We start from the raw sequence: 23,299 nt of genomic DNA, 5'->3' as shown, positions 1-23,299 counted from the left end.
CCACCCGCCCCGCCCGTCCGCTGACGGCACAGCCCGGAGGAGCACCGTGACCCTGGTCGGAACCGAAGAGATCGTCGCGCCCGCGGTCAGCAGCGGCCGCGGCGTGGGGGCGTTCAACGTCATCCAGCTGGAACACGCCGAGGCCATCGTCGCGGGGGCCGAGGCCGCCGGGGTGCCGGTGGTGCTGCAGCTCAGCCAGAACGCGGTGCACTACCACGGCGGTCTGGCGCCGATCGGCGCGGCGACGCTCGCGGTGGCCCGGGCCGCCGCCGTGCCGGTGGCCGTCCACCTGGACCACGCGACCGAGCGGCCGCTGGTGGCGCAGGCGCTCGCGCTGGGGTTCGGCTCGGTGATGTTCGACGCCTCGGCGCTGCCGTACGAGGAGAACGTGCGCACCACCGCCGAGGTGGCCCGGCAGTGCCAGCAGGCGGGCGTCTGGGTGGAGGCCGAACTCGGCGAGGTCGGCGGCAAGGACGGGGTGCACGCCCCCGGCGCCCGGACGGACCCGGCGCAGGCTGCCGAGTTCGTCGCCCGCACCGGCGTCGACGCGCTGGCCGTGGCCGTCGGCACCTCGCACGCCATGCTCACCCGCACCGCCGCGCTGGACCTCGGCCTGATCACCGCGCTGCGGGCCGCCGTCCCGGTGCCGCTGGTGCTGCACGGCTCCTCCGGGGTGGCGGAGCCCGTCCTCGCGGCGGCGGTCGCCCACGGGATGACGAAGGTCAACATCGCCACCCACCTCAACAAGGCCTTCACCGAGGCGGTCCGCGGCCGGCTCGCCGCCGACCCCGCACTGGTGGACACCCGGACGTACCTGGGGGAGGGGAGGACAGCGGTGGCCCGTGAGGTCACCCGGCTGCTCGGCGTGCTGACCGCGCCCCGGCCGGCGGACCGGGCCGGCGTCTCGCCCTGAACCGGCCTTTCGCCCCGAACCGGCGTCCGCCGCCGGGGTGCGCGGTTCGCTGCGCGCGGGTGCGCGGACCTGTCCGCGGGTGCAGTCACCGACCGTCGAGCCGGGCTGAACTACACTCCGTCCATGCTCAAAGCTGATCGCGCCGCCAGGATCGTCTCGCACATCGCCGAGGCGGGGAGCGCGGACGTGCGGACGCTCTCCGACCTGCTCGGGGTGTCCGACGCGACCGTGCGCCGGGACCTGCAGGAACTGCAGGACCAGGGGCTGCTCCAGCGCACCCGCGGCGGTGCGGTGACCGGGGCGGTCAACCTGGAGATCCCGCTGCGGCACCGGAGCGACCAGCAGGCGGAGGAGAAGCGCCGGATCGCCCGGGCCGCCGCCGAGCTGGTGCCCGACGGCGCCGTGGTCGGCCTGACCGGTGGCACCACCACCACCGAGCTGGCCCGGGTGCTCGCCGAGCGCGGCAACCTCACCGTGGTCACCAACGCGGTGAACATCGCCGCCGAGCTGATCGTCCGCCCCGAGGTCCGCCTGGTCGTGATCGGCGGCCTGGCCCGCTCGGCCAGCTACGAGCTGGTCGGCCCGGCCGCCGAGCGGATGCTCGACCAGTACCACCTGGACCTCGCCTTCATCGGCGTGGACGGCCTGACCGTCCAGCAGGGCTGCACCACCCACGACGAGATGGAGGCCCAGACCGACCGGGCGTTCCTGCGCAGCAGTGCGCACACCGTCGTGCTCGCCGACCGGACCAAGGTCGGCCGGGTCACCTTCGCCTCGATCTGCCCGCTCACCGACGTCCACGACCTGGTGACGGACGCGGGGCTGCCGGACGCCCAGGAGCAGGCGATCGCCGAGAGCGGCGTCCGGGTGCGGCGGGCCTGACGAGCGGGGCTTGACGAGCGGGGCCCGGCAGGCGGGCCCGGCGCACCCGGACGCCGGGGTTCGTCGTCCCGGGACGCCGCCGAGGTGCGGACGTGCGGACCCCGGCCGAGTCCGAGGCCACCCCTGCCCCCGAGCCGTCAGCACGCCCGGGGGCAGGGGTCCTTCCGTCACCGCCCGCTCCCCGAGGGACCAGGTCGTCCCGTATGAACGCGGTTGCCCCCGCCTCCGCCCCCGTCGGCACCGGCGCCCTGCCACCGGCGTCGCACGGCCCTGCCACCGGCGTCCCACGGCCCGGTCACCGGCCTCCCGAGGGCCCGTCGGAGCCGTCCCGCGCCCGTTCCAGGCCCGTTCCAGGGCCGTCCCAGGGCCGTCCCAGGCCCGTCCCACGGCCCCCGCCCACCGTCCCCGGCGCACCCGGGACGTCCCTGGTGCCGCCGACCCCTGGAGGGACGGGCGGCCGCCCCCCGAGAGTGGGCGGCACCGCTTGATCGACCGACAGGCACCCGACGGAATGGGATCGACCGTGAAGAAAACCTCGGCCCTGCGCGCACTCGCCGCGGGCGTGCTCGCCGCCGCCGTGCTGGCCCTGCTGCCCGCACAGGCCCAGGCCACCGACAGCACCACCTGGATCCAGCGCAACCTGGTGGGCATCGGCTACCTCGCGAGCAGCGGCGTCGACGGCGACTACGGCCCGCAGACCACCGCCGCCGTCCGCAGCTTCCAGCACGACAACGGCCTCGACGAGGACGGCGTGTACGGCGCCCGCACCGAACTGGCCCTGCACAACAAGGTCGCCGAGGTCCAGCGGGTGGCCGGCTCGGGCGCCGACGGCGCCTACGGCGACGGCACCACCAGCGCTGTCAGCACCTGGCAGCGCTCCCACAGCCTGAGCAACGACGGCATTGCCGGTCCGGCCACCATGAACGCGATGGGCGTCGCCCGCACGGTGCAGATCACCGCCCAGTGGAAGTTCCCCGGCCACGGCTGGAGCGTCAGCGGCCAGTTCGGCTGCCTGGACCAGATCTACAACCACGAGAGCGGCTGGAAGGTCTACGCGACCAACCCCTCCTCCGGCGCCTACGGCATCCCGCAGTCCCTGCCCGGCGACAAGATGGCCAGCGCCGGCTCCGACTGGCGGACCAACCCGGCCACCCAGCTCCAGTGGGGCCTGGACTACATCCAGAGCCGCTACGGCAGCCCGTGCAACGCCTGGAGCTTCTGGCAGTCCCACAACTGGTACTGACCGGCGGACCGGCCCTGACCGGTCACCCGCACCGCCCCGTACGACGTCCTCCCCTGTCGACTCCTCGAAGGAGCACGTGGTGAACAGCTCTTCCCTTGACCGTCGCGCCCTGCTGCGCTACGGCACCGGCGCGGTGGCCGCCGCCGGGCTCGCCGCGGTGGCCAACATCGGCCTCGCCCGTCCGGCCGCCGCCTACGGGTGGTCCGGCAACCTCGGCCAGGGTTCCTCCGGTCCGGCCGTGACCGAGCTCCAGATCCGGGTCGCGGGCTGGGCGGCGGACTCCGCCTCGCAGACCTGCGTCTCCGTGGACGGCTCCTTCGGCCCCGGCACCGCGGCCGCGGTGCGCCGGTTCCAGGCCGCCTACGGGCTGAGCGCGGACGGCGTGGCCGGCCCGCAGACCTTCGGCGTGCTGAACTCGCTGGAGAAGTCGGACGGTTCCACCGCCCACTTCAACTGGTCCGAGTTCACCAGCCACGACGGCTCGGGCTTCGGCGGCGGCAACGTCGGCGCCGCCGAGGTGAAGGAGAACGTGCGCCGCACCATGTACAAGCTGGAGGCGCTGCGGAAGAAGGCGGGCGACCGCGCGATCACCATCAACTCCGGCTTCCGCAGCACCGCCTACAACGCCTCCGTGGGCGGGGCGGGCAACTCCATGCACACCTACGGGGTGGCGGCCGACACCGCGGTCTCCGGCCTGTCCACGCTGGACGTCTACCGGATCGCCGAGACCTGCGGCTTCTCGGGACTGGAGACCCACACCGTCTCCTGGCAGCACGTGGACAGCCGGATCGAGCACTCCAACTACGGCTCGGGCTTCTGGTGGTGGCAGGACGGCGTCGCGTAACGGCGGACGCCACAGCGGCGGCGGCACCGCGCCCTCCCCAAGGGCGCGGTGCCGCTCTGTTGTGTGCCGGTCGTGCCGGTCGTGTCGGTGGTGCTGGGTTGGGCTGGGTGGTGCTGGTAGCGCCGGCGGTGCCGGCGGTTCGTCGAGGTTCCTGTGCTGCCCACAGGGACCAGGGCGGTCGGGTGCGGCCGGTCAGGCCTCGCGCCGCAGGGACCGCCGGCCGGCGGCCGCCAGGACCCCGCCCGCGCCGACCGCGAGCGAGACCAGGGCCACCCGCCGCAGCAGGGTGGCCTGCCGAAGGTGCGGGCACTCCGGGTGGTCCTCCCGGCCCGGGGCGTCGGCCGAGGGTCCGTCGGCCGGCCCGGACGGGGAGGCGGTGCCGCCGGGCCCGGGGACGTCCGGCGCGGCCGACACGAGGCGTCGGCTCTCCGCGAGGTGCCAGAGCTCCAGCAGGAGCTCGGCATCGCCCCCGCAGACCAGCGCGATGCTCTGCACCGCGCCGCGCGGGGGGAACTGCTTCCCGTTCACCCAGCGCTCCCACGAGGACTTCGCGTAGTGGGTGCGTTCGCTGAGCCGGGCGTAGGTGAGGCCCGACCGGTTCTTCAAGGACTGCAGCTCGCCGGCGAGCCGGTCGGCGGGTGAGGCGGCTGCTGCCGCTGCTGCGGGTGACGCGAGTGAGGTGAGTGACGCTAGTGACTCAGGTGATGGTGACGTGATCTCGGACGCGTGGTGGCGGCCCATGAGGTTTCCCCGAACTTCCTCTGAGATGACCGTTGTGGTGCATGGATCCGAACTTCACCGGGCGCCCCCGTCTGCTCCGACTGTGGCGAAGTCTTTATCCGGACCAGAACCGGTGTTGACTCCTGGGCTACCCGGCGCGGCCAACTCTGCGCGATCGGGCACCGATCTTCGACCGTCTCCGGGGCTTCTGAGACGCCGCGCGTCGTCCCCAGGGCCCTGAGCTGCGGGTTGGGACGCGGATCAGGAAACCCTTGAGACGATCCGCCGGGGTGCGGCTCGAACCGGACGGGAGCGCGGGGCGGGAGAGATTAAACTGATCATCCGAAAGTTGATCAGTTTGCGCCTGCCGTCGACCTGCCAGAGGTGCCCCCCACGTGAGTCAGTCCTGGAAACCGCTCCCTGACGACCTTTCGGAACCCGCCCGACGCCTGGTCGAGGAACTGCGCGCCGTCAAGGACACGCACCGGATCTCGCTCGCCGAACTCGGCCGGCTGACCTACCTCAGCAAGGCCTCCTGGGAACGCTGGCTGAACGGCAAGCGTCTGATCACCTCGCAGGCCCTGGCCGGCCTGATCGCCGCGCTGGACTGCGACGCCGTGCTGCTCACCTCCCTGCTGCGGCAGGCCGAGGCCGCGCGCGACGCGGAGGCGACGCCCGGCACCGCGCCCGCCGTGGCCCCGGCCGCCGCCGTTGAGCCCGCCGCCGTTGAGCCCGCCGTCGCCCCCGTACCCGTTCCCGTCCCACTGCCCGTCCCGGTGTCCCTCCCCGCCGCCCGCGTCGCCCTCTGGCGGCGGCCGCAGGCCCTGGTCGCGGTCGCCGCCGTCGCCGTGCTCCTGCTGGTCGCGGGCCTCTACCTGCACGGCCTGGACGGCGGTGGCAGCGCCGCCGCGGCCTCCTCGGGGCACGTGCCCGCGCCGACCGAGCCGACCGCCCCGATCGCCCCGCCCGCGGTGAGCACGGGTGCCCTGCCCGCCCAGCTCTGCCAGTCCGCCGGCTGCGCCGGCAAGGACCCGCAGGCCATGGGCTGCGAGGCCGACGACCGCACCGTGCTGACCGGCACCATCGGCAGGGTCGTGCTGTACCTCCACTACAGTCCGCGCTGCCGGGCCGCCTGGGCCGGGATCACCGACGGCTCCCCGGGGGACAGCGCCACCATCTACACCGGCACCGGGGGGCACGAGACCGCCCTGATCCACTGGGGCTACGACAACTACTCGATGATGGTGGACGCCGACGCGCCCGACGCCGTCCTGCGGGTGTGCGGCCACCGGGACGGCGGCGACGACTGCACCCAGCCCCTGTCCGGCGCCGCCGCCCGCTCGCGGGCCCTGTCCACCACCCCTTCGCCCAGCCCCACCCCCACCCCCACGCCCGCCCTCACGCCGACGGTGAAGCCCTCCTGAGGATCCCTCCGGAGGGCGGGCCGGGGCCCCGGCCACCGGAACGGCCACCGGTGCTCAGACGAAGTTCTTGTCGACGAGCATCTGCAGCACGTTCACGTGGAGGTCCGGGAAATCCATCGGGACGATGCCGAACCGGGCGCGCTGCCCGGTGCGCGCGCTCAGGTACGGGTAAACCGCCCGGTCCATCACGGCCTGCGAGCTGGTCCGGGGCCAGTAGCCGCCCGCGTAACTCAGGAAGTTCACGAACATCCGCGGATATCCCGGATTGGCGAAGGCCTTGTCGAACTGGGCGACGACGTACCGGCCCTTGTCACCCAGCGGGTCGGTGCCGCCGGTCTGCCAGACGTCCTGGGTGTCGAACCAGGCGTTCTGGCCGCTGGACCAGTCGATCAGGCCCCAGGGGTTGGCGAAGTCGGCGAGCAGCACCACCTTGCCGCGGGCCGTGCCGAGGGTGGGCCAGCCGTAGAGGTGGAACAGGCCGCGGTACCCCAGCGCGTCCAGGTAGTGGTCGACCCGCCGCTGGAACTCCGGGTCGTCGAGGGCCTGGCCGCCGGCCCGCTCGTTGCGCAGGCGCATCAGGAGCGTCTCGCCCGGGTGCGCCGCCAGGAAGGCGCGGCACTGGTCGAGCACGTCCTGCAGCCGGATGTGCTGGTAGTTGTCGGCGTGGTAGATCCCGAGTTCGTCGGGCGCGCCCTGGAGGCCGTTGCAGCGGATGTCGAGGAAGCGGACACCCTCCTGCAACTGCTGGGGGACGCCCCAGTTCTGGGTGTGCGACCACTCGGTGCCGTACCAGGGGTTCTGGCAGCAGGAGTCGTGGGTGCCCGGGACGGTGAGGTCGAGCAGGGACAGGTTGCCGTCCAGCCGGCCCATCCAGCTGTCCGTCGGCACCCCGCCCGGGGTGGCCGGGCCGCCCGCGGCCCGGGCGGCGGGTGCCCCGATCAGGCCGGCGACGGCGGCCGCGCCGCCCGCCCCCGCGCCCCACCTGAGAAGATCACGACGTGCGATGCCCATGGCCCGGCTCCCTCCGCCCCGCGAGCGGCTGCGACGACAAGTCCTGACGATCGGTCCGTCCTGACACTGGTCCAACGCCGCCGCGGCGTCAACGGGTTCAGCGCGGCCCGGACAGCCGGCCGTCCGGGCCGACCGCCAGCCACCAGGCGGGCAGCTCGATCCGGTCGCCCTCGGGGGTGAACTCGGTCAGGGACAGCGGCAGTTCGCCGCTGGCGAGGACGGTGAGGCCGGCCGAGCCGAGCAGTCCGTCGAAGGCCGCGTCGGCCACCTCGGCGGGGGCGAGTCCGTGGGCGAACACCGGGCGCAGCTTCGCCGGCGGCCCGGCCGGGGACTGGGCGAGCCCCTTGAGCACCTCCTTGGCGGACGCGGCCAGTTCGACCAGGAAGGCCCGGCCGCGCGATCCGAGCAGGGCGGCGACGGCCTCGGCGACCGGTCGGCGGTCGGCCGGCTCGCTCTGGTGGATCACCCCGCGCACGTACACGTTGGCGTCGCCCAGGCGCTCGTGCAGGGCCCGGACGGCGGCCGGGTCGGTGGCGTCCAGCTGGGCGAACTCGGCCCGCCCGGCCGGGTCCTGGCGCCGGGCGAGCTCGACGGCGGTGCCGGACAGGTCGACGCCGACGGCCCGGGGGAAGTGCTCGGCGAGGAAGCGGGTCTGGCGGCCGTTGCCGCAGCCCAGGTCGACCAGCGGCAGGTCCGGGTCCTGCAGGTGGGGCCGGAACAGGGCGAGGTGGCGTGCCGCGGTGAGGGCCGGCTCGGCGTCCCAGATCACCGCGCCGGGTTCCTCGGGGGCCTCGCTCCAGAAGCCCTCCCAGGCGTCCCGGTACCGATTCGTCACGCTCATGGCGGGGGCCTTCCGGAGGTCACGCACGGTGTCGTCACGCACCGTGTCGGGACCGTGTCTACCGGTGCCCGATCCGGAAGGGCAAAATCACCGGCGCGGCCCGCCGGGTACCGGCGCACGACGGCCGCCCCGCGCCCTCCTGAGGAGAGTGCGGGACGGCCGTCGGGGCCGGTGGCCTCAGCGGCCGGGGTGCCAGTCGGCTTCGAGCGCCGTGCTGCCGTCCGCGCGGGTGACGGTGTGCCAGTGGGCGTGCAGTCCGCCGGCGGGACGGTCGGTCGAGCGCGGCGCGCCCATCGCGCCCAGGACGGGACTGTCCAGGGGGCTGGCGGCCAGCCGCTCCAGTACCTGGGAGAACGCGGCGCGCAGCCCGTGACCCCGGCGGCGGACGTCGGGCACGACGGAATGGAACGCAGCGACCACGGACATGCGACTCACCTCCGGAAGGACCTGCGGAACGTGCAGGTGCGTCCCTCAGCTTGCGCCGGTCCGCCCTTGCGCCCGCCCGGATTGACGCACTGCTGACGCGTCGCTGACGGGCCCCTGACGGTCGCGCCGTTCCGGGGTTCGTACCCGCCCCGGGGCCGTTCCTCATGCACCGGTCGAACCTGACCGACGACCGGCTCGCCCCCCCCGGGCGCCGGCGGGCATCCTGTCCACCTACCGCAGGTGGCACCCGGCCGACACCCCGATGGTCAACCAGACCCTCACCGACGCCCCTGCACGTCGGCAGCACCCACCGCCACCCGTACCGGACCCCGGCGACGCCGCCGAAGAAGTGACGCCCCACCCGGTGCAGGCGGCCGGCCGGGGGCAGCCGCCCCGGCCGGCCGCGCCGCTGCCCGGCGGCGCGGCCGGGCCCGGGGTTTTCTCATCACCGACCGGCACAATGCTTCCGGCCCGACCGGGCCTGGCGGCGGACGGACCGACGGACGGAACGGTGGTTTCGGGCCGTAGCCGTACCGACCGGTACGGTCGGTGGGCTGCGGCTGAACCCCGACCGGGGCGGGCGCCGTTGAGCGGGACGGAACGGGACGGGGGAGGAACGCCGGATGGAAGCGGACGGGCCGGAGGTGCGGGAGTACATCGCGGCCCTGGTGCAGATGGGCGCACCGGTGGTGCCGGGGCCCTCCGGGCTGGCGGTGCCGGCCTGCGGCGCGGCCGAGGTGACGGCCGTCGCCCGGCGGCTGGCGCTGGGGGTGCTGCCGGAGCGGCAGCGGCGCGCGGAGCCCACCCCGGGGCTGCTCGGCCTGGCCCGGGCGCTGGTGGTGGACGAGCACCCCTCCGCACCGGGGTGGACGGTGGCCGAGCGGGAGCGGCTGGCCGGCTGGGTCGCGGTGCTGATCGAGTACCGGGGCGAGGACGGGGTGCAGGACCTGGTGGAGGCGCTCAACGACGGCCCGGCGGCAGCCGGCACGGACTGAGCCCGCCACCGACCGGTCCCGGCACGACGGGGCGGCACCCGGCACCGCGCCGGGTGCCGCCCGGTCCGGGCGTTGGCGGATCGTTGGCAGGTCCTTGGCGGCGCCCGGCAGGCTGCTGTCTGCCGCCACGGGGGATGTCCGGCGGAAGCCCTGCCATGTGCCCTTGCCCGACCTGAGAGGTAGCGCGTGTCGAAGCAGTCCGTCGCTCCGTCCACGTCCGTCGCCCAGCCGCCCGCGGGCCCCCCTGTCGACCCCGTCGCTGCTCCGGAGCCGGCCCCGGCCCGACGGACCCTCGACCCCGACACCCTGGCCGAGATCCACCGGCTGCACGGCGGCTACCTGCTGCGCGCCCTGCTGCGCAACACCGGTGGCGACCGCGGCAAGGCCGAGGACATCCTCCAGGAGACCCTGCTGCGCGCCTGGCAGCACCCGGAGGCCCTGGCCGCCGGCCCGGAGCACAGCCGCCCCTGGCTGTTCACCGTCGCCCGCCGGATCGCGATCGACCACTACCGGATGGCCGCCGCCCGCGCCCAGGAGGCCATCGGCGAGCCGGTCGAGGACCGCCCGCTCGCCGAGGACCCGTACGAGCAGGTGGTGGTCGCCCGGGACATCGCGCTGGCGCTGCGGCGGGTGCAGAAGCACCACCGCGAGGTGCTGGTCGAGCTGCACCTCAAGGACCGCTCGGTGCTGGAGGCCTCGGCGCAGCTGGGCGTGCCGCCGGGGACGGTCAAGTCCCGCAACTTCTACGCCGTCCGGGCCCTTCGGCCGGTGCTGGCGGCCGAGCACGGGTACGCGCCGGCCACCGGCTGAGCCCCGGCACCGACCCCCGTGGTCAGTACACCTAGGCGACCGGACCGTCCACGGCGGTCCGGTCGCCGCCGGGTGCTCCGCCCGGCGGGCCGCCGGTTGTGCAGCCGGCCTCCGGCCCGTCCCCGGCGCGCAGGCTGAGCGAGGCCTCCAGACCGGCCGTGAACTCGCTGCGGTGCCCGGCCAGCCGGTCGTGCCGGCGGAAGCGCTCCAGCGCCGAGGCCAGCCGCTGCCGCACCTGCGGCGCGCGGCCCCGGGCCACCAGGTGGGCCGCGTAGGACTGTTCGGTGACCGCGTGGAGGTAGAGCAGGCCCGCCTCCTCGCAGGCGGCCAGCAGCCGGTGCCAGGCCAGGTCCGCGGCGTGGTCCCGGACGGTCGGCGGCAGGGCCTGCGCCTCGGTCAGCAGCGACCACAGGTGCACCTGGGTGACCGGGCGGGGCGGCAGCAGCTCCCGGGCCTCCCGGGACAGCCGCTGGGCGGCCGTCGGATCGCCGGTCGCCAGGCTCACCCAGCCCTGGTGGACCAGGGCGTCGACCAGCCGCTTCCGGTCGCCGGACCGGACGGCCAGCGCGGTCGCCTCCGCCGCCAGCCGCTGCGCCCCGGTGGAGTCCCCGAGCATCGCGGTGACCAGGGCCAGCGTGCCCTGGGCCCGGACCCGCGCCGAGGCGGCGGCCGGCCCCTCGGCGGACTCGACGGCCGCCACCGCGCGCCGGGCCGCCTCGGCCGACTCGTGCCGGCGCTCCAGGGCGACCAGCGCCTGGGCCCGGCAGTTGTGCAGGAACGCCACCGCGACCGGGTCGGCGCAGCGCTCCGCCGCCGCCAGACCGACCTCGGCGCGGGCCAGCCAGTCGGTGAAGCGGCTGGCGCCGTAGTAGAGCGAACCGGTGGTCAGGGCCAGCCGCCAGGCCCGGTCCGGGTCGCTGACGGCGGCCTCGTCGATCAGGGCCCGGAGCACCGGCTCCTCGGCGCGGAACCAGTCCAGCGCGGTGCGGATGTCCACGGCGGGCGGGACGGCCTGCGGGGTCCGGGCGGGCGCCCCGGCGTCCTCCTGGCCGGGATCGAGGTAGCTCCCGCAGTGCTGCAGCGCGGCCCGGTAGTGGTCCAGCAACCGGGCCCTGGCCTGCTCCCGGAGCTGGTCCGGCTGTTCGGCCAGCAGCTGGACGCCGAACAGCCGGACCAGCTCGGTGCGGTGGTACCGGCCCGGGGCGGTGCCGGTGAGCAGGTGGCGGGAGGCCAGTTCGCCGAGCGCCCGGTGGGCGGAGGCCGGGTCGGTGTCGAGCAGGGCGGCGGCGGCCTGGCCGTCCACCTCCGGGCCCGGGTGGACGGCCAGCAGGGCCAGCAACCGGGCCGCCACCGGCGGCAGCTGGCGGTGGGTGAGGAGCAGCTGCTGACGCAGGCCGGTGCGCTCGTCGAGCTCCAGGGCGGCCAGCCGGCCCTCCTCGTCGGCGAGGTCGGCGACCAGCGCGGCGACCGTCCAGTCCGGGTGGGCGGCCAGCCGCGCGGCGGCGATCCGCAGGGCGAGCGGCAGGCCCTCGCAGAGCCGGACGAGTTCGGCGGCGGCGGCCGGCTCGGGGCGCAGCCGGTTCGGCGTCAGCAGGTGCTCCAGCAGGGCCAGGGCGTCGTCCTCGGGCAGGGCGGTCAGCCGCAGCAGGGCGGCGTCGTCGGTGGCGACCAGCTTCTCCAGGGAGCAGCGCGCGGTGACCACGGCGGCGCAGCCCGGGCCCGCGGGCAGTAGGTCGGCGAGCTGCTCGGCGTCGGCGGCGTCGTCCAGGACGACCAGCAGCCGGCGGCCCCGGGTGCGCTCGCGGTAGAGCGCCGCCCGGCCGGCCCGGGTGGCCGGGACGGCGCACTCCGGGACGCCGAGGGCGCGCAGGAAGCGGCCGAGGACGGCGCCGGGCTCGGCCGGACCGGCCGGGTCGAGGCCGCGCAGGTCCGCGTACAGCCGGCCGTCCGGGAAGCGGTCGGCGGCCCGGTGGGCCCAGGCAGTGACCAGGGCGCTCTTGCCGGTCCCGGCGGGGCCCACCACCAGGGCCGGCCCGTCGGTGGTCCGGTCGGGGGCGCAGGCGCGGTCCAGCCAGCGGAACTCGGCGGTGCGGCCGATCAGTTCCACGCGCAGCCCGGGCAGCTGCTGGGGGACCGTCGGACGCGGTTCGGCGGGCGGGGGAGCGGCGGCCGTCCCGGTGCCGGGGGCGGCGGGCGGGGCCGCGCTCGGCACCGCGGCCGGCGCCGGCCGGTCGTCCGCCAGCACCTCGGCGAACGCCGCCCGCAGCGCCGGCCCGGGCCGGATGCCCAGCTCGCGGTCCAGCCGCAGCCTGGTCCGGTGGTAGGCGCTCAGCGCCTCCGCCGGCCGTCCGGCCTGGTGCAGGCAGCGCATCAGCAGCGCGACCAGTTCCTCGCGCAGCCCGTCCCGCCGGACGCTCTGCTCCAGCAGCGGCACCGCCGCCGCCCCCGCGCCCTGCCCCAGCCGCAGCGCGGCCCAGCGGAGCAGGGCCGCCGTCGCGGACTGCTTCAACTGCTCCGCGGTGGCGGCCCGCAGGGGGGTGTCCGGCAGGTCCGCCAGCGCCTCCCCGCGCCACAGCCACAGCGCCTCCTCCAGCAGCGCGACCGCCTCCCCGTCCGCACCGCGGTCGGCGCGGTCGGCGGCCCGGCCGGCCAGCCGCGCGAACCGCAGCGCGTCCACCTCCTCGGCCGGCCCGCTCAACAGGTAGCCGTGGGCCCGGGTGTGCAGCTCGAACGGGGTGTCGGCGAGCACCTTGCGCAGCGCCGCCACGTGCCCCTGCACCGCCGCCCGGGCACTGGCCGGCGCCCGCTCCCCCCACAGCAGCTCGCAGAACTGGTCCATGCCGACCACCTGCCCCAGCCGCAGTGCCGACAGCGCCAGCACCGCGCGCCGCTGCGCCCCCGCCAGCGTGGCGAGGCCGCCCGCCGCGAGCCGCAGCTCCACCGGCCCGAGCAGCCGAATCCGCACCCGTACCCCCACCTCACCTCACCCGAGACCGACGGCGACCCTCCGGGACGGAGCAGTCGTCCTGCCCGCACCGGCCCGGTTCGTGCCCGGACGCTCGTCGCCGCGCGGGCCGCCAGGGGTACAGAGTCCCAGGAGGGGCCGGATGGTTGCCTGCCGCGGGCCCGAGGGCCCCGCGGCGGCCCGCGGCGGCCCACGGCGGGGGCGCGGACGCCGGTTGCCGCAGCGGTGCCCGGGCCGGATAGCGTGCGGGCATGGACGAGCACTCCGAGAGACACGTGAACGCCCGGTACGAGCGGCTGGCCCAGCGGGTCCGCGACGAACTCGCCGCCGCCGGGCTGCCGGTGACGGCCCCCGGACTGGACCGCGGCCTCGCCACCGGCGCCGAGGTCCGGGTCAGCACCTGGAACCAGCACTTCGGCGCGGCGGACCCGGAAGTGCTGGTCAGCTGGCACGTCAGCCCCCGGCTGCGCGACCGGGCCGGCGAGGAGGCGCGGCGGGCCGACGGCGAGACCCCGGCGGTCCGGCAGTCCGGCGAGGCCCGGACGGCGATGGCCACCGCGATGATCGCGATCCTCACGGCGGCCGGCTACACCGCGCGCGACCACGGCAACGAGTACGCGCCGTACGACGTCCAGGTCCTCGCCGGGCCCGACCGCCGCACCGCACCCGCCTGGGCCGACCGCGAACCGGCCCCCGGCGGGCCGGACGGCGGGCCCGGGAACTGAACCGCGCAGGTCCGCCCCGTCGTCCTTCCCTACGGGGGCGACGGCGCGGCACCGGAGGCCGACGACCCCCGACGGGAAGGGGAGCATGGAGATCGAGCTGCTCGGGCCGATGACGGTCCGGCGGGCCGACGGCACGGTGGTCACCCCCTCGGCCCCGAAGCGGCGCGCGCTGCTGGCGGCGCTGGCCGTCCGGCTGAACCAGCCGGTGGGCGCCGAGGAACTGATCGAACTGGTCTGGGACGGCGCCGCGCCGCCGACCGCGCGGGCCGCCCTCCAGGGCCACGTGGCCGCGCTGCGCCGACGACTGGACGACCCCCGGCTGGTGCTGGGCACCCGCGGCGGCGGGTACGTCCTGGAGGGCGACGCGGACCGGGTCGACCTGGTCCGCTTCGGCGCGCTGCACGACCGGGCCGGGGTGCTGCTCCCCGGCTCCGCCGCCCGGCTCGGCGCCGACGACCCGGCCGTCCCGCTGCTGCGCGCCGCGCTCGACCTGTGGCGCGGCCCGGCGCTCGCCGACTGCGGCTCCGAGCTGCTGCGCACCCGCACCCTCCCGGACCTCACCGACCTGCGGCTGCGCACCCTGGACCGGCTGGCACAACGGCTGCTGCTGGCCGGCCGCGGCGGCGAACTGGTCGCCGAACTCGGCGAGGCCGCCGACGCCCACCCGGGCCGCCAGGCGCTGGCCGCCCGGCTGGTCCAGTGCCTGGAGCAGGCCGGCCGCGGACTGGAGGCCCGGGCCCGGTACGACCGGGCGCTGACCCGGCTGTCCGGGCCGCCCGGGCCGGAACTGCGGCTGGCCGGCGAACAGTTGGCCCGGCACACCCCGCCCGACCGGCGCTTCGTCGGCCGCGCCGCCGAACTCGCCGGCCTGCACGAGGCGCTGGCCGTCGCCGCCCGGACCGGCCGTCCGATCCTGGTGACCGGCCCGGCCGGGGCGGGCAAGACCGCGCTCGTCCAGCACTGGGCGGCGCAGCGCTTCCCGGACGGCGTGCTCCGCGCCGACCTGCGTGGCACCCACCCGGACGGGCCGCGCGAACCCGCGGACGTCCTGGCCGGGTTCCTCACCGACCTCGGCGTCGCCCCCGAGGGCGTCCCCGACGGGCTGGAGGAACGCGCCGCCCGCTACCGCGCCCTGCTCGCCGACCGCCGGATCCTGATCCTGCTGGACGACGCCGCCGACCACCCCCGGCTCGCCCCGCTGCTGCCCGGCCGACCCGCGACGGCCGGCTCCGTCCTGGGCCCGGTCGCCGTCGTCACCAGCCGCGACCGGCTGCGCGAACTGCTGCTCCACGAGGACGCCCTGGCGCTCCCGCTCGGCCCGCTCGGCGCCGAGGACGCCCGCGCGCTGCTCGCCCGCGCCCTCGGCCCGGACCGCCCCGCCACCGCCCCGCAGACCGCCGCCGAACTCGACGAACTCGCCGACCGCTGCGACCGCCTGCCGCTGGCCCTGCGCCTGGCCGCCGCCCGGCTGGCCGCCCGCCCGGACTGGACGCCGGGGGACCTCGCCGCCGAACTCGCCGACGAGCAGACCGGCCTGACCGCCCTGGCCGGCGCCGGTGACGGGCCCGACCCGAGCGGCATCACCGCCGCCCTGGACCGCACCTACCGGAGGCTGCCGCCCGCCGCCGCCCGGCTGTTCACCCTGCTGGGACTGCACCCCGGCGCGGTCATCGACACCGCCACCGCCGCCGCCCTCGCCGACCTGCGACCCGCCGCCGCCCGCACCCTGCTGACCGCGCTCGACGCCGTCCACCTGCTCGCCGAGACCGCCCCCGGGCGCTACGCCCGCCGCGAGCTGGTCCGCCGCTACGCCGCCGGGCAGGCCGCCGAACTGGACTGCGAGGAACGGTTCGGCGCCCTCGACCGGCTGATCGCCCACTACCTGGAGCTGACCGCCCCGTGGGGCCCGGACGGCAGCGGCGACAGCGCGGGTGGTGGCGGTGGCGACGGTGCCCGGCCGGCGGCCTGGTTCCGCCGGGAGGAGAGCGCGCTGCGCGCCGTCGTCCTGTGCGCCGAGCAGTACGGGCGCACCGGCGCCGCCTGGCTGCTCGCCCACCGGATCGGCCGGCTGTACGAACTGTCCGGGGACACCGGCGGCGAGGACCGGGCGCACCGGCGGGCCGTCGCCGAGATCGGGCTGCGCGCCGCGAAGGCCGCCCGGGACGACGCGGCGCTCGCCCGGCTGGGCACCGACCTGGCCGTCCTGCACGTCCACCGGGCGGCTCACCGCACCGCCCTGGAGCAGCTCGGCGCCGCCGTCGCGGCCGCCGACCGGGCCGGGGACGCGCTGCTGCGCCACCACTGCCGCCGCCGGGTGGCGGCCGCGCTGGCCCGGGCCGGGCAGTACGACCGTGCGGTGCCGCTGCTCACCGAGCTGGTGACCGCCGCCCGCGCCCCGGCCGCCGGGCACCTGCTGGTCGGGGCGCTCACCGAGCTCGCCGAGGCCCTGGTGCGGGTCGGTGCCCCGGACCGGGCGCTGGCGCACGCCGACGAGGCGGTCCGGATCGCCACCGACCGTACGGCCCGGGGGCGTTCGGGCCCTGCCCGGCCGGGCGCGGAGCGTTCCGGTTCCGCCGGGTCGGTCCGGACCGACCGTGCGGCGGTGCTCGCCACCCACGGCCGCGCCCGCGCCCTGCACGCCCTCGGCCGCCGGGACGCGGCGCTGTCCTCGGCCCGGCTCGCCGTCGCCCTCGGCCGTACCGTCGGCGACCCGGCCGTGGAGGCGCGCTCGCACGGGCTGCTGGCCGACCTGCTGTTCGCGTTCGGCCGCAGCGTCGAGGGCACGGAGGCCAGACAGCGGGAACGGGCGCTCGCCGCGGGGGAGCGCTGAGGGGCGCTCAGCGGCGGCTCAGCGGCGGCTCCGGGTGGACCAGGGGGCCGCTGGGGGCCTCGGGGTGGTCGGGGTGGTCGGGGGAGAGCACAACTGCCTCCCCGGGCCGACCGGAGCAGGCGGAACTACAGGCGGTTCCGCTGGGCGGATCCACCCGCCGGGCGCCCGTGTCCCCGGCATCCCCGCAGGCCGCGGCCGGGTACGCGCGGTCCGTCCCACGGGGCATACTTCTGCCTGAGACGATCTGCCCGGCGTGCGGCCCGGCAGAACTGCGGCGGAACCGCGCGAGCGCGGACCAGGGGGCGGGGCGGGGAGATGGTGCTTGCGAGCGGAACCGGGGAGTTCGGCCACCTGCTGGCCGGCCACCGGGTGACGGCCGGGCTGACCCAGGAGGACCTGGCGGCCACGGCCGGGGTCAGCCTGCGGGCCCTCGGGGACATGGAGCGCGGCCGCACCCGGGGACCGCAGCGGCGCACCGTGCAGGCGCTGGCCGCCGCCCTGGGCCTGGACGGCCCGCAGACCGCCGCGCTGGAGCGGGCCGCCCAGTCCGGCCGCCCCCGGGGCGTGCGGCAGGTGCCCCCGCAGGGCCCGGCCACCGCAGCCGTCGGTCCGTCGGCCGGCTCCGTCGGGCCGTCCGCCGCCCCGGACGGCCAGTCCACCGCACCCGGCGGGCCGCACCGTGCCGCCGGGGCGGCGCCCGGACCGGGTCCGGCCCCGGACCAGGCACCGCCCGGCGGCCCCGAGGCCCGCACCGACCCGCCGGTGCCCGGCGCCCTCGCCCTGCCACGCGACCTGGCCGACTTCACCGCCCGCGAGCAGGCCCTCGCCGAGCTCGCCGCGCTCACGGCTGACCGCCGACCCGCCCACCCCCGGGTGGTGCTGATCAGCGGTCAGCCCGGCCTGGGCAAGACCGCCTTCGCCCTGCACGCCGCCCACGCCCTCGCCCCGGCCTTCCCGGACGGCCAGCTCTCGCTGGACCTCGGCGGCACGGCCGCCACCCCGCTGCCCGCCCGGGAGGCGCTCGGCCAGGTGCTGCGCGCCCTCGGGGTCAAGGACGGCGCGGTGCCCGCCGGGACGGAGGAGCGGGCCGGGCTGTTCCGCGCCCTGGTGCGCGACCGCCGGCTGGTGCTGGTGCTGGACGACGCCGTCGACGAGAGCCAGGTGCGCCCGCTGCTGCCCGGTGCCGGCCCCGCCGTCACCATCGTGACCAGCCGGCACGCCCTGCCCGGGCTGGAGGCCGTGCACCGGCTGCGGCTCGACGTGCTCTCCCCGGTCGAGGCCACTGCCCTGCTGGCCCGGATCGCCGGGCCGGAACGGGTCGAGGCCGCGCCGGCCGCCGTCGCCGACCTGGCCCGGCTGTGCGGCTACCTGCCGCTCGCGCTGCGGATCGCCGGGCAGCGGCTGGTGGCCCGGCCGCAGCAGCCGGTGGCCCAACTGGCGCGCCAGCTCGCCGCCGAGGAGAACCGCCTCGACCTGCTGGAGACCGGGGACCTGGCGGTCCGTCCGGCCTTCGAGCTGTCCTACCGCCGGCTGCCCGCGGAAGCCCGGCTGGTGCTGCGGCGCTGCGCGCTGACCGCCGGGCAGGACTTCACTGCGGCCGTCCTGGCCCACTACGCGGGGCTGCCGGCCGGGCGCACCGAGCTGGTCCTGGAGCAGCTCGTCGACGCCGGCCTGGTGCAGTCCGCCACCCCGGAGCGCTACCGGCTGCACGACCTGGTGCGGCTGTACGCGGGCGAGCGGCTGGCCGCCGACGAGCCGGCCGGGGCCGTCGCCGAGGCCCGTACCGAGGCTGGGCGCCGACTGCTGCGCGAGGCGGCCGGGCACGGCCTGCGCTTCGACCCGGACCACACGGCGACCGCGGGCGCCGCCCCGGCCGGCGTCTCCGGTTCTGCCGATGCCTCCGCCTCCGCCTCCGCCTCCGGTTCGGCCTCCGCCTCCGTCGACGGTTCCGCGCTGCGGCTCACCGAGTCGGCCCGCTGGCTGGAGGAGGAGCACCCGGAGTGGCTGGCCGCGCTGTACCGGGCCCAGCGGGAGGGCCGCCACCGGGAGGTGATCGACACCGCCGAGGCCATGCACTGGTTCTCCGACCGGCTGCTGAGCTGGGACCTCTGGGGCGAGGTGTTCCAGCTGTCGGTGGACGCGGCCCGGGCCTGCGGTGACCGGCGGGCCGAGGCGGTGCACGTGAACTACCTGGCCTGGACGTACGTCACCTGCCTGCACCGCTACCAGCGCGGCATCGAACTCGCCGGTGAGGGGCTGGAGCTGGCCCGTGCGCTGGGCGACCACGAGCAGCAGGGCTGGGCGCTCACCTACCTCGGCTCCGGGCTGCGGAACCTGCAGCGCCACCGGGAGGCGAGCGAGAGCTACCAGCGGGCGGCGGACGCCTTCGCCGAGGTCGACAACCGGGCCGCCATGATCGGACGGCTGGTCACCCTGCGCGGCGCGGCGACCTGTCTGCGCGAGCTGGGCCGGGCCGAGGAGGCGGTGGACGTCCGCCGCCGTGCGCTGGCCGGCGCGCTGGAGCTGGTGGAGCGCTGGTGCTCGCCGCTGATGCACCTGCTGGCCGCCATGACGGCGCACGAACTCGGCCAGGACCGGGCCGCGTTGAGGCGCTGGCCGGCCGCGGAGAAAGCCTACCGGCAGGCCCTGGTGCACTACGAGGCGGTCGGGCGCCCGGACAGCATGACCAAGGCGCTGACCGAGCTGGGCACCGCGCTGATCGAGCAGGGGCGGGCGGACGAGGCCCGCGAGATCCTCACCGATGCGCTCACCGACCTGAGCGCGGACGGCCGCCCGGGCCGGGCCGTCGTGCCGTAGCGACGGTCCGGCCCGGGCGCCCGGTGCGGGACCAGGGCGTGTCGGGTCCGGGCGTCAGGTCCGGGCGTTCGTTCCGGGTGTTCGGTCCGGGCGTCCGGTCCTGGGCCGGGCGTGGGGTCAGATCCGGGTGTCCTCCACCACCGGCAGCCCCTGGTCGTGCTGGACGGTCCGCTGGTTCTGCTGGGCCGGGGCGTTGCCGGTGCGCGGCGCGACCTTCGCCGGCGCGGGCTTCTTCCCGCAGAAGGCCGGCTCCAGGGCGTTCATCAGGCCCTGGGTGACCGAGCCGTTGTTGGAGGCGTTGGCGAAGACCACCACCGAGCGCCGCCCGTCCGGGGTGGCGAAGGACTGGGTCTGGAAGCCCTGGACGATGCCGCCGTGCCCGTACACGTCGCCGCAGGTCAGCGAGATGCGGCGGAGCCCCAGCCCGTAGGAGACCTTGGCGGTGGGGGTGGGCAGCGCGGCCTCCATCTGGCGGAGGGAGTCGTCCGAGACCAGCCCGCCGTCGCCGCCGGCCATCAGCGCGGTGAGGAAGCGGTCGAGGTCCTCGGCGGTGGAGATGACGGCTCCGGCGGCCCACACCCAGGAGCCGTTCTGCTCGGTGGAGTCCAGCAGCGGCTTGGTGCGGTCGTCGTTGGTGAGGTAGCCGGTGACGTGGGAGCCGTCGATCCGCTGGTCGGGGACGACGAAGGAGGTCCGGCCCAGGCCGAGCGGCTCGATGATCCGCTCGCGCAGCACGTCGGCGTAGGGGCGGCCGGTGAGGTGCTCGACGGCCAGGCCCAGCAGCACGAAGTCGGTGTTGGAGTAGGAGTAGCGGCTGCCCGGGGTGTACTGCTGCCCGTGCTTGACGGACATCGCGACCAGGTCGGCCGGGGCGTACACCGTGGTGCGGATGCGGGCCTCGAAGGCGCTGGTGGTCTCCTCGCCGGCCTGCTCCAGCAGGTCGTTGGTGTGGTCGTAGACGCCGGCCCGGTGCTCCATCACCTGGCGGCCGGTCATCGTCCAGCCGTCCGGGAGGGTGCCGGCCGGCAGGTAGTCGCGCAGCGGCTTGTCGAGGTCGATCCGGCCCTCCTGCGCCAGCTGCATCACGAGAACGGCGGTGAACATCTTGCTGTTGCTGCCGACCCGGAACCTCCACGAGGAGTTCATCGGGGTCCCGTCCAGGTCGGCCTTGCCGACGGTCAGGGAGCGGGTCAGCTCGTCGTCGCCGTGGTCGCGGATCACCGCGAAGGCGCCGGGAGCGCCGGCGGCGGTGGTGGCTTGAAGCGCGCTCTGCACCCCCGCGGTGTCGGGGGTGGGCAGGGCCGGGCCGTCCTGGCCGGCGGCCAGGGCCGGTACGGCTCCGGTGGCGGCCAGGACGGCAGCGGCGGCGGCCACCGCCAGCGGACGCAGCAGACGGGTCTTCGCCATGTTCCTCGGCTCTCTCGTGCGCTGACGCGGTGTCGGGTCGCGTCGGGTCGATGATCACTATCACCGGTCCGGGCGGGCCGTGGCAATGTGAACCTTCGTGCCCGCTTCGTCCGTTGTCGGGTCGTTTTGCCGGGGCACGATCCGTTCTCCGGCCCGGGGGCAAGGTTTTACCTCCCGTCATCTACCCGCGTTGACCACCGCGACCGCATGCTGTTCGGGCCGTTCCGTTCAGCGTGTCCATGTCGTCCACACGGGTCATGCCATCTGACGCGTCCGCCCCCGGTGCCGCCACGCGCCGACTTCCCCCTCACCGACCATGGAGTCCCCATGCCCCTGGCCACCTTCGCGCGCCGTGCCGGCGCCCTGCTGCTCGTCGGCGCCGGCCTGATATCCGCCTCCGGTGCCGCCCACGCCGAGGCCGTCACCGGCACCTACTCGACGATCGTCTTCCCGGACCAGGACCACAGCGCGGTCTACGGCCTGATCAACTCGGCCACCAAGTCCGTCGACGTGACGATGTACGAGCTGCGCGACACCACGGCCGTGAACGCCCTGATCGCCCGTCAGCGCGCCGGGGTGCGGGTCCGGGTGATCCTGGACGGCAAGCACAGCTCGGTCAACGGCGCCGCCTACTCCGCGCTCAAGGCCGCCGGCGTCGGCGTGACGTACTCCTCCTCGGCGTTCGTCTACACCCACCAGAAGACCGTCACCGTGGACGGCGCCAAGTCGCTGATCCTGACCGGGAACCTGGACGCCACCTACTACTCCAGCAGCCGCGACTACGGGGTCGTCGACACCGACGCCAACGACGTCGCCGCGATCGAGCAGGTCTTCGCCGCCGACTACGCCAAGACCTCGATCACCCCCTCGGACGGCGACAACCTGGTCTGGTCGCCCACCGACTCGCAGGACCGCCTGCTGGCGCTGATCAACGGCGCCCGGACCTCGCTGGACGTCGAGGAGCTGGAGTTCGGCGACCCGGCCCTGGTCGACGCCGTCGCCGCCGCCGCCGACCGCGGTGTCACCGTCCGCGTCGTCGGGATGAGCCCGGACAGCTACGGCTCCTCCTTCGACGAGGTCACCGCGGCCGGCGCCAAGGTGGTCACCTACTCCTCCACCACCGGCCTGTACATCCACGCCAAGGCCATCGTCGCCGACTACGGCACGCCCACCGCCAAGGTGTTCGCCGGCTCGGAGAACTTCTCCGACAACTCGCTGAACAACAACCGCGAGCTGGGCCTGATCGTCTCCGACTCCGGGGTGCTCAGCACGATCGAGTCGACCTTCGCCACCGACTTCGCCAACGGCACGCCCTACTAGGCCGGTTCGGTCGCACTCCGGGTAGCTCAGTCACCTCCCGTCCGGGCGGCCCCGCCGGGGCCGCCCTCCACCCGAGGAAACGTCATGACTTCGTCCGCGAAGCCCCTGAACGACGCCCCCCGTCCGCGCTCCCGCTCCCGTCGCACCGCGACCGCGATCGGCTCGGCCGCCGCACTGGTCGCCGCCTCCGCCGGCCTGTGGGCCGCCACCGCCAGCACCGCGCAGGCCGCCGGGCTGCCCACGCCCGACCACATCGTGGTCGTGGTGATGGAGAACCACGCCTACAGCCAGGTCATCGGCAGCAGCAGCGCCCCCTACCTCAACAACACCCTCAAGGCGGGCGGCGCCAACCTCACGCAGTCCTTCGCCATCACCCACCCCAGCGAGCCGAACTACTACGCGCTGTTCTCCGGCTCCACCCAGGGCCGGGTCGACGACAGCTGCGTGACGGTCGGCGGCTTCCAGGCCCCGAACCTGGCCTCCGAGGTGCTCGCCGCCGGGAAGACCTGGGCGAGCTACAACGAGACCCTGCCCAGCCAGGGCAGCACGGTGTGCAGCAGCGGCAAGTACGCGCAGAAGCACAACCCCTGGTTCGGCTTCGGGAACGTCCCGCTCAACAGCGCCAAGACCTTCGCCCAGTTCCCGACCGACTACACCACGCTGCCCAACGTGTCGTTCGTGATCCCGAACCTGTGCAGCGACATGCACGACTGCTCGGTCGGCACCGGTGACACCTGGATCAAGAACAACCTCGGCGGGTACGCCGCCTGGGCGCAGAGCCACAACAGCCTGCTCGTCGTCACCTTCGACGAGGACAACAGCCTGTCCGGCAACCGCATCCCGACCCTGGTCTACGGCGCCCATGTGACGCCGGGCAGCAGCAGCTCCACCACCTACAACCACTACAACGTGCTGCGCACCCTGGAGGACCTCTCCGGGGCGAGCGGCCACGCGGGCAACGCGGCCGGCGCGACGGACATCACCGGCATCTGGAACTGACCCCGCACAGCCGACCGGCACCCCGGACCGGCGACCGCCCCGCGGTCGCCGGTCCCACCGTCGGCCCCTCCGTTCCGGCGCCGCTCCCGCCCACGATTCGGGTCGGCCGGGGCCGGTCGGTAGCGGC

18 protein-coding genes are annotated in these 23,299 nt (G+C 75.9%); 12 read left to right on the top strand and 6 right to left on the bottom strand.

All coding sequences use genetic code 11. The features are described from left to right. The first annotated feature begins 46 nt into the window (after nucleotides 1-46). The 4 genes from ACZ58X_RS01955 to ACZ58X_RS01940 all read left to right on the top strand — a co-directional run bounded on the left by ACZ58X_RS01955 (nucleotide 47) and on the right by ACZ58X_RS01940 (nucleotide 3,882). Nucleotides 47-913, top strand: coding sequence for a class II fructose-bisphosphate aldolase (locus ACZ58X_RS01955; protein ID WP_470331705.1), 867 nt, complete (start codon nucleotides 47-49; stop codon nucleotides 911-913). A 123-nt stretch (nucleotides 914-1,036) separates the two neighbouring features. After that, nucleotides 1,037-1,795: a DeoR/GlpR family DNA-binding transcription regulator gene (locus tag ACZ58X_RS01950; RefSeq protein ID WP_360234102.1), complete on the top strand. Its 759-nt coding sequence runs from the start codon at nucleotides 1,037-1,039 to the stop codon at nucleotides 1,793-1,795. A 523-nt stretch (nucleotides 1,796-2,318) separates the two neighbouring features. Next, nucleotides 2,319-3,038, top strand: coding sequence for an aggregation-promoting factor C-terminal-like domain-containing protein (locus ACZ58X_RS01945; RefSeq protein WP_470331704.1), 720 nt, complete (start codon nucleotides 2,319-2,321; stop codon nucleotides 3,036-3,038). Between the two features lie 79 nt (nucleotides 3,039-3,117). Next, nucleotides 3,118-3,882, top strand: coding sequence for a D-Ala-D-Ala carboxypeptidase family metallohydrolase (locus ACZ58X_RS01940; RefSeq protein ID WP_470331703.1), 765 nt, complete (start codon nucleotides 3,118-3,120; stop codon nucleotides 3,880-3,882). A 192-nt stretch (nucleotides 3,883-4,074) separates the two neighbouring features. On the opposite strand, the gene ACZ58X_RS01935 is transcribed toward ACZ58X_RS01940, so the two are convergent. Next, nucleotides 4,075-4,623, bottom strand: coding sequence for a helix-turn-helix domain-containing protein (locus tag ACZ58X_RS01935; protein ID WP_470331702.1), 549 nt, complete (start codon nucleotides 4,621-4,623; stop codon nucleotides 4,075-4,077). A 374-nt stretch (nucleotides 4,624-4,997) separates the two neighbouring features. Between ACZ58X_RS01935 and ACZ58X_RS01930 the strand changes: the two genes are divergently transcribed. Next, nucleotides 4,998-6,026: a DUF2690 domain-containing protein gene (locus tag ACZ58X_RS01930; RefSeq protein WP_470331701.1), complete on the top strand. Its 1,029-nt coding sequence runs from the start codon at nucleotides 4,998-5,000 to the stop codon at nucleotides 6,024-6,026. A gap of 54 nt (nucleotides 6,027-6,080) precedes the next feature. Here the strand turns inward: ACZ58X_RS01930 and ACZ58X_RS01925 are convergent, their stop codons facing one another. The 3 genes from ACZ58X_RS01925 to ACZ58X_RS01915 form a co-directional block, all read right to left on the bottom strand. Then, nucleotides 6,081-7,037, bottom strand: a complete 957-nt coding sequence (locus tag ACZ58X_RS01925; RefSeq protein ID WP_470331700.1) for a phosphatidylinositol-specific phospholipase C — start codon at nucleotides 7,035-7,037, stop codon at nucleotides 6,081-6,083. Between the two features lie 97 nt (nucleotides 7,038-7,134). Beyond that, on the bottom strand, nucleotides 7,135-7,878 hold the full coding sequence (locus tag ACZ58X_RS01920) for a class I SAM-dependent methyltransferase (protein ID WP_470331699.1): 744 nt from the start codon (nucleotides 7,876-7,878) through the stop codon (nucleotides 7,135-7,137). A gap of 177 nt (nucleotides 7,879-8,055) precedes the next feature. Continuing rightward, nucleotides 8,056-8,304 carry a hypothetical protein gene (locus tag ACZ58X_RS01915; protein ID WP_470331698.1) on the bottom strand — a complete coding sequence of 83 codons (249 nt, stop codon included), beginning with the start codon at nucleotides 8,302-8,304 and terminating at the stop codon, nucleotides 8,056-8,058. 623 nt (nucleotides 8,305-8,927) lie between these two features. Between ACZ58X_RS01915 and ACZ58X_RS01910 the strand changes: the two genes are divergently transcribed. Together ACZ58X_RS01910 and ACZ58X_RS01905 are read left to right on the top strand one after the other, a co-directional pair. Then, nucleotides 8,928-9,299, top strand: a complete 372-nt coding sequence (locus ACZ58X_RS01910; protein ID WP_470331697.1) for a hypothetical protein — start codon at nucleotides 8,928-8,930, stop codon at nucleotides 9,297-9,299. Between the two features lie 186 nt (nucleotides 9,300-9,485). Further along, nucleotides 9,486-10,109 carry a sigma-70 family RNA polymerase sigma factor gene (locus ACZ58X_RS01905; protein ID WP_470331696.1) on the top strand — a complete coding sequence of 208 codons (624 nt, stop codon included), beginning with the start codon at nucleotides 9,486-9,488 and terminating at the stop codon, nucleotides 10,107-10,109. A 31-nt stretch (nucleotides 10,110-10,140) separates the two neighbouring features. Here the strand turns inward: ACZ58X_RS01905 and ACZ58X_RS01900 are convergent, their stop codons facing one another. Continuing rightward, the gene (locus ACZ58X_RS01900; RefSeq protein ID WP_470331695.1) at nucleotides 10,141-13,074 is read right to left on the bottom strand and encodes an AfsR/SARP family transcriptional regulator; all 2,934 of its coding nucleotides are present in this window, start codon (nucleotides 13,072-13,074) and stop codon (nucleotides 10,141-10,143) included. A 251-nt stretch (nucleotides 13,075-13,325) separates the two neighbouring features. Between ACZ58X_RS01900 and ACZ58X_RS01895 the strand changes: the two genes are divergently transcribed. From ACZ58X_RS01895 to ACZ58X_RS01885, 3 genes are all read left to right on the top strand, one after another. Next, nucleotides 13,326-13,799 (top strand): hypothetical protein, encoded by a 474-nt coding sequence (locus tag ACZ58X_RS01895; protein WP_470331694.1) that lies wholly within the window; start codon nucleotides 13,326-13,328, stop codon nucleotides 13,797-13,799. An 85-nt stretch (nucleotides 13,800-13,884) separates the two neighbouring features. After that, a complete protein-coding gene (locus tag ACZ58X_RS01890) occupies nucleotides 13,885-16,629 on the top strand; it encodes an AfsR/SARP family transcriptional regulator (RefSeq protein WP_470331693.1) in 2,745 nt (914 codons plus the stop codon). A gap of 315 nt (nucleotides 16,630-16,944) precedes the next feature. Then, nucleotides 16,945-19,446: an ATP-binding protein gene (locus tag ACZ58X_RS01885; RefSeq protein ID WP_470331692.1), complete on the top strand. Its 2,502-nt coding sequence runs from the start codon at nucleotides 16,945-16,947 to the stop codon at nucleotides 19,444-19,446. A 117-nt stretch (nucleotides 19,447-19,563) separates the two neighbouring features. Here ACZ58X_RS01885 and ACZ58X_RS01880 read toward each other — a convergent pair whose 3' ends face one another. Continuing rightward, nucleotides 19,564-20,853 carry a serine hydrolase domain-containing protein gene (locus tag ACZ58X_RS01880; RefSeq protein ID WP_470331691.1) on the bottom strand — a complete coding sequence of 430 codons (1,290 nt, stop codon included), beginning with the start codon at nucleotides 20,851-20,853 and terminating at the stop codon, nucleotides 19,564-19,566. Nucleotides 20,854-21,180: 327 nt separating this feature from the next. Between ACZ58X_RS01880 and ACZ58X_RS01875 the strand changes: the two genes are divergently transcribed. Together ACZ58X_RS01875 and ACZ58X_RS01870 are read left to right on the top strand one after the other, a co-directional pair. Then, complete coding sequence (locus tag ACZ58X_RS01875; RefSeq protein WP_470331690.1) at nucleotides 21,181-22,173, top strand: phospholipase D-like domain-containing protein; 993 nt, start codon at nucleotides 21,181-21,183, stop codon at nucleotides 22,171-22,173. Between the two features lie 84 nt (nucleotides 22,174-22,257). Beyond that, complete coding sequence (locus ACZ58X_RS01870) at nucleotides 22,258-23,172, top strand: alkaline phosphatase family protein (protein WP_470331689.1); 915 nt, start codon at nucleotides 22,258-22,260, stop codon at nucleotides 23,170-23,172. The last annotated feature ends 127 nt before the right edge of the window (nucleotides 23,173-23,299 follow it).

This window comes from Kitasatospora sp. NPDC040550 (assembly GCF_055594965.1).
This window is presented reverse-complemented; position numbering and strand designations above follow the sequence as displayed.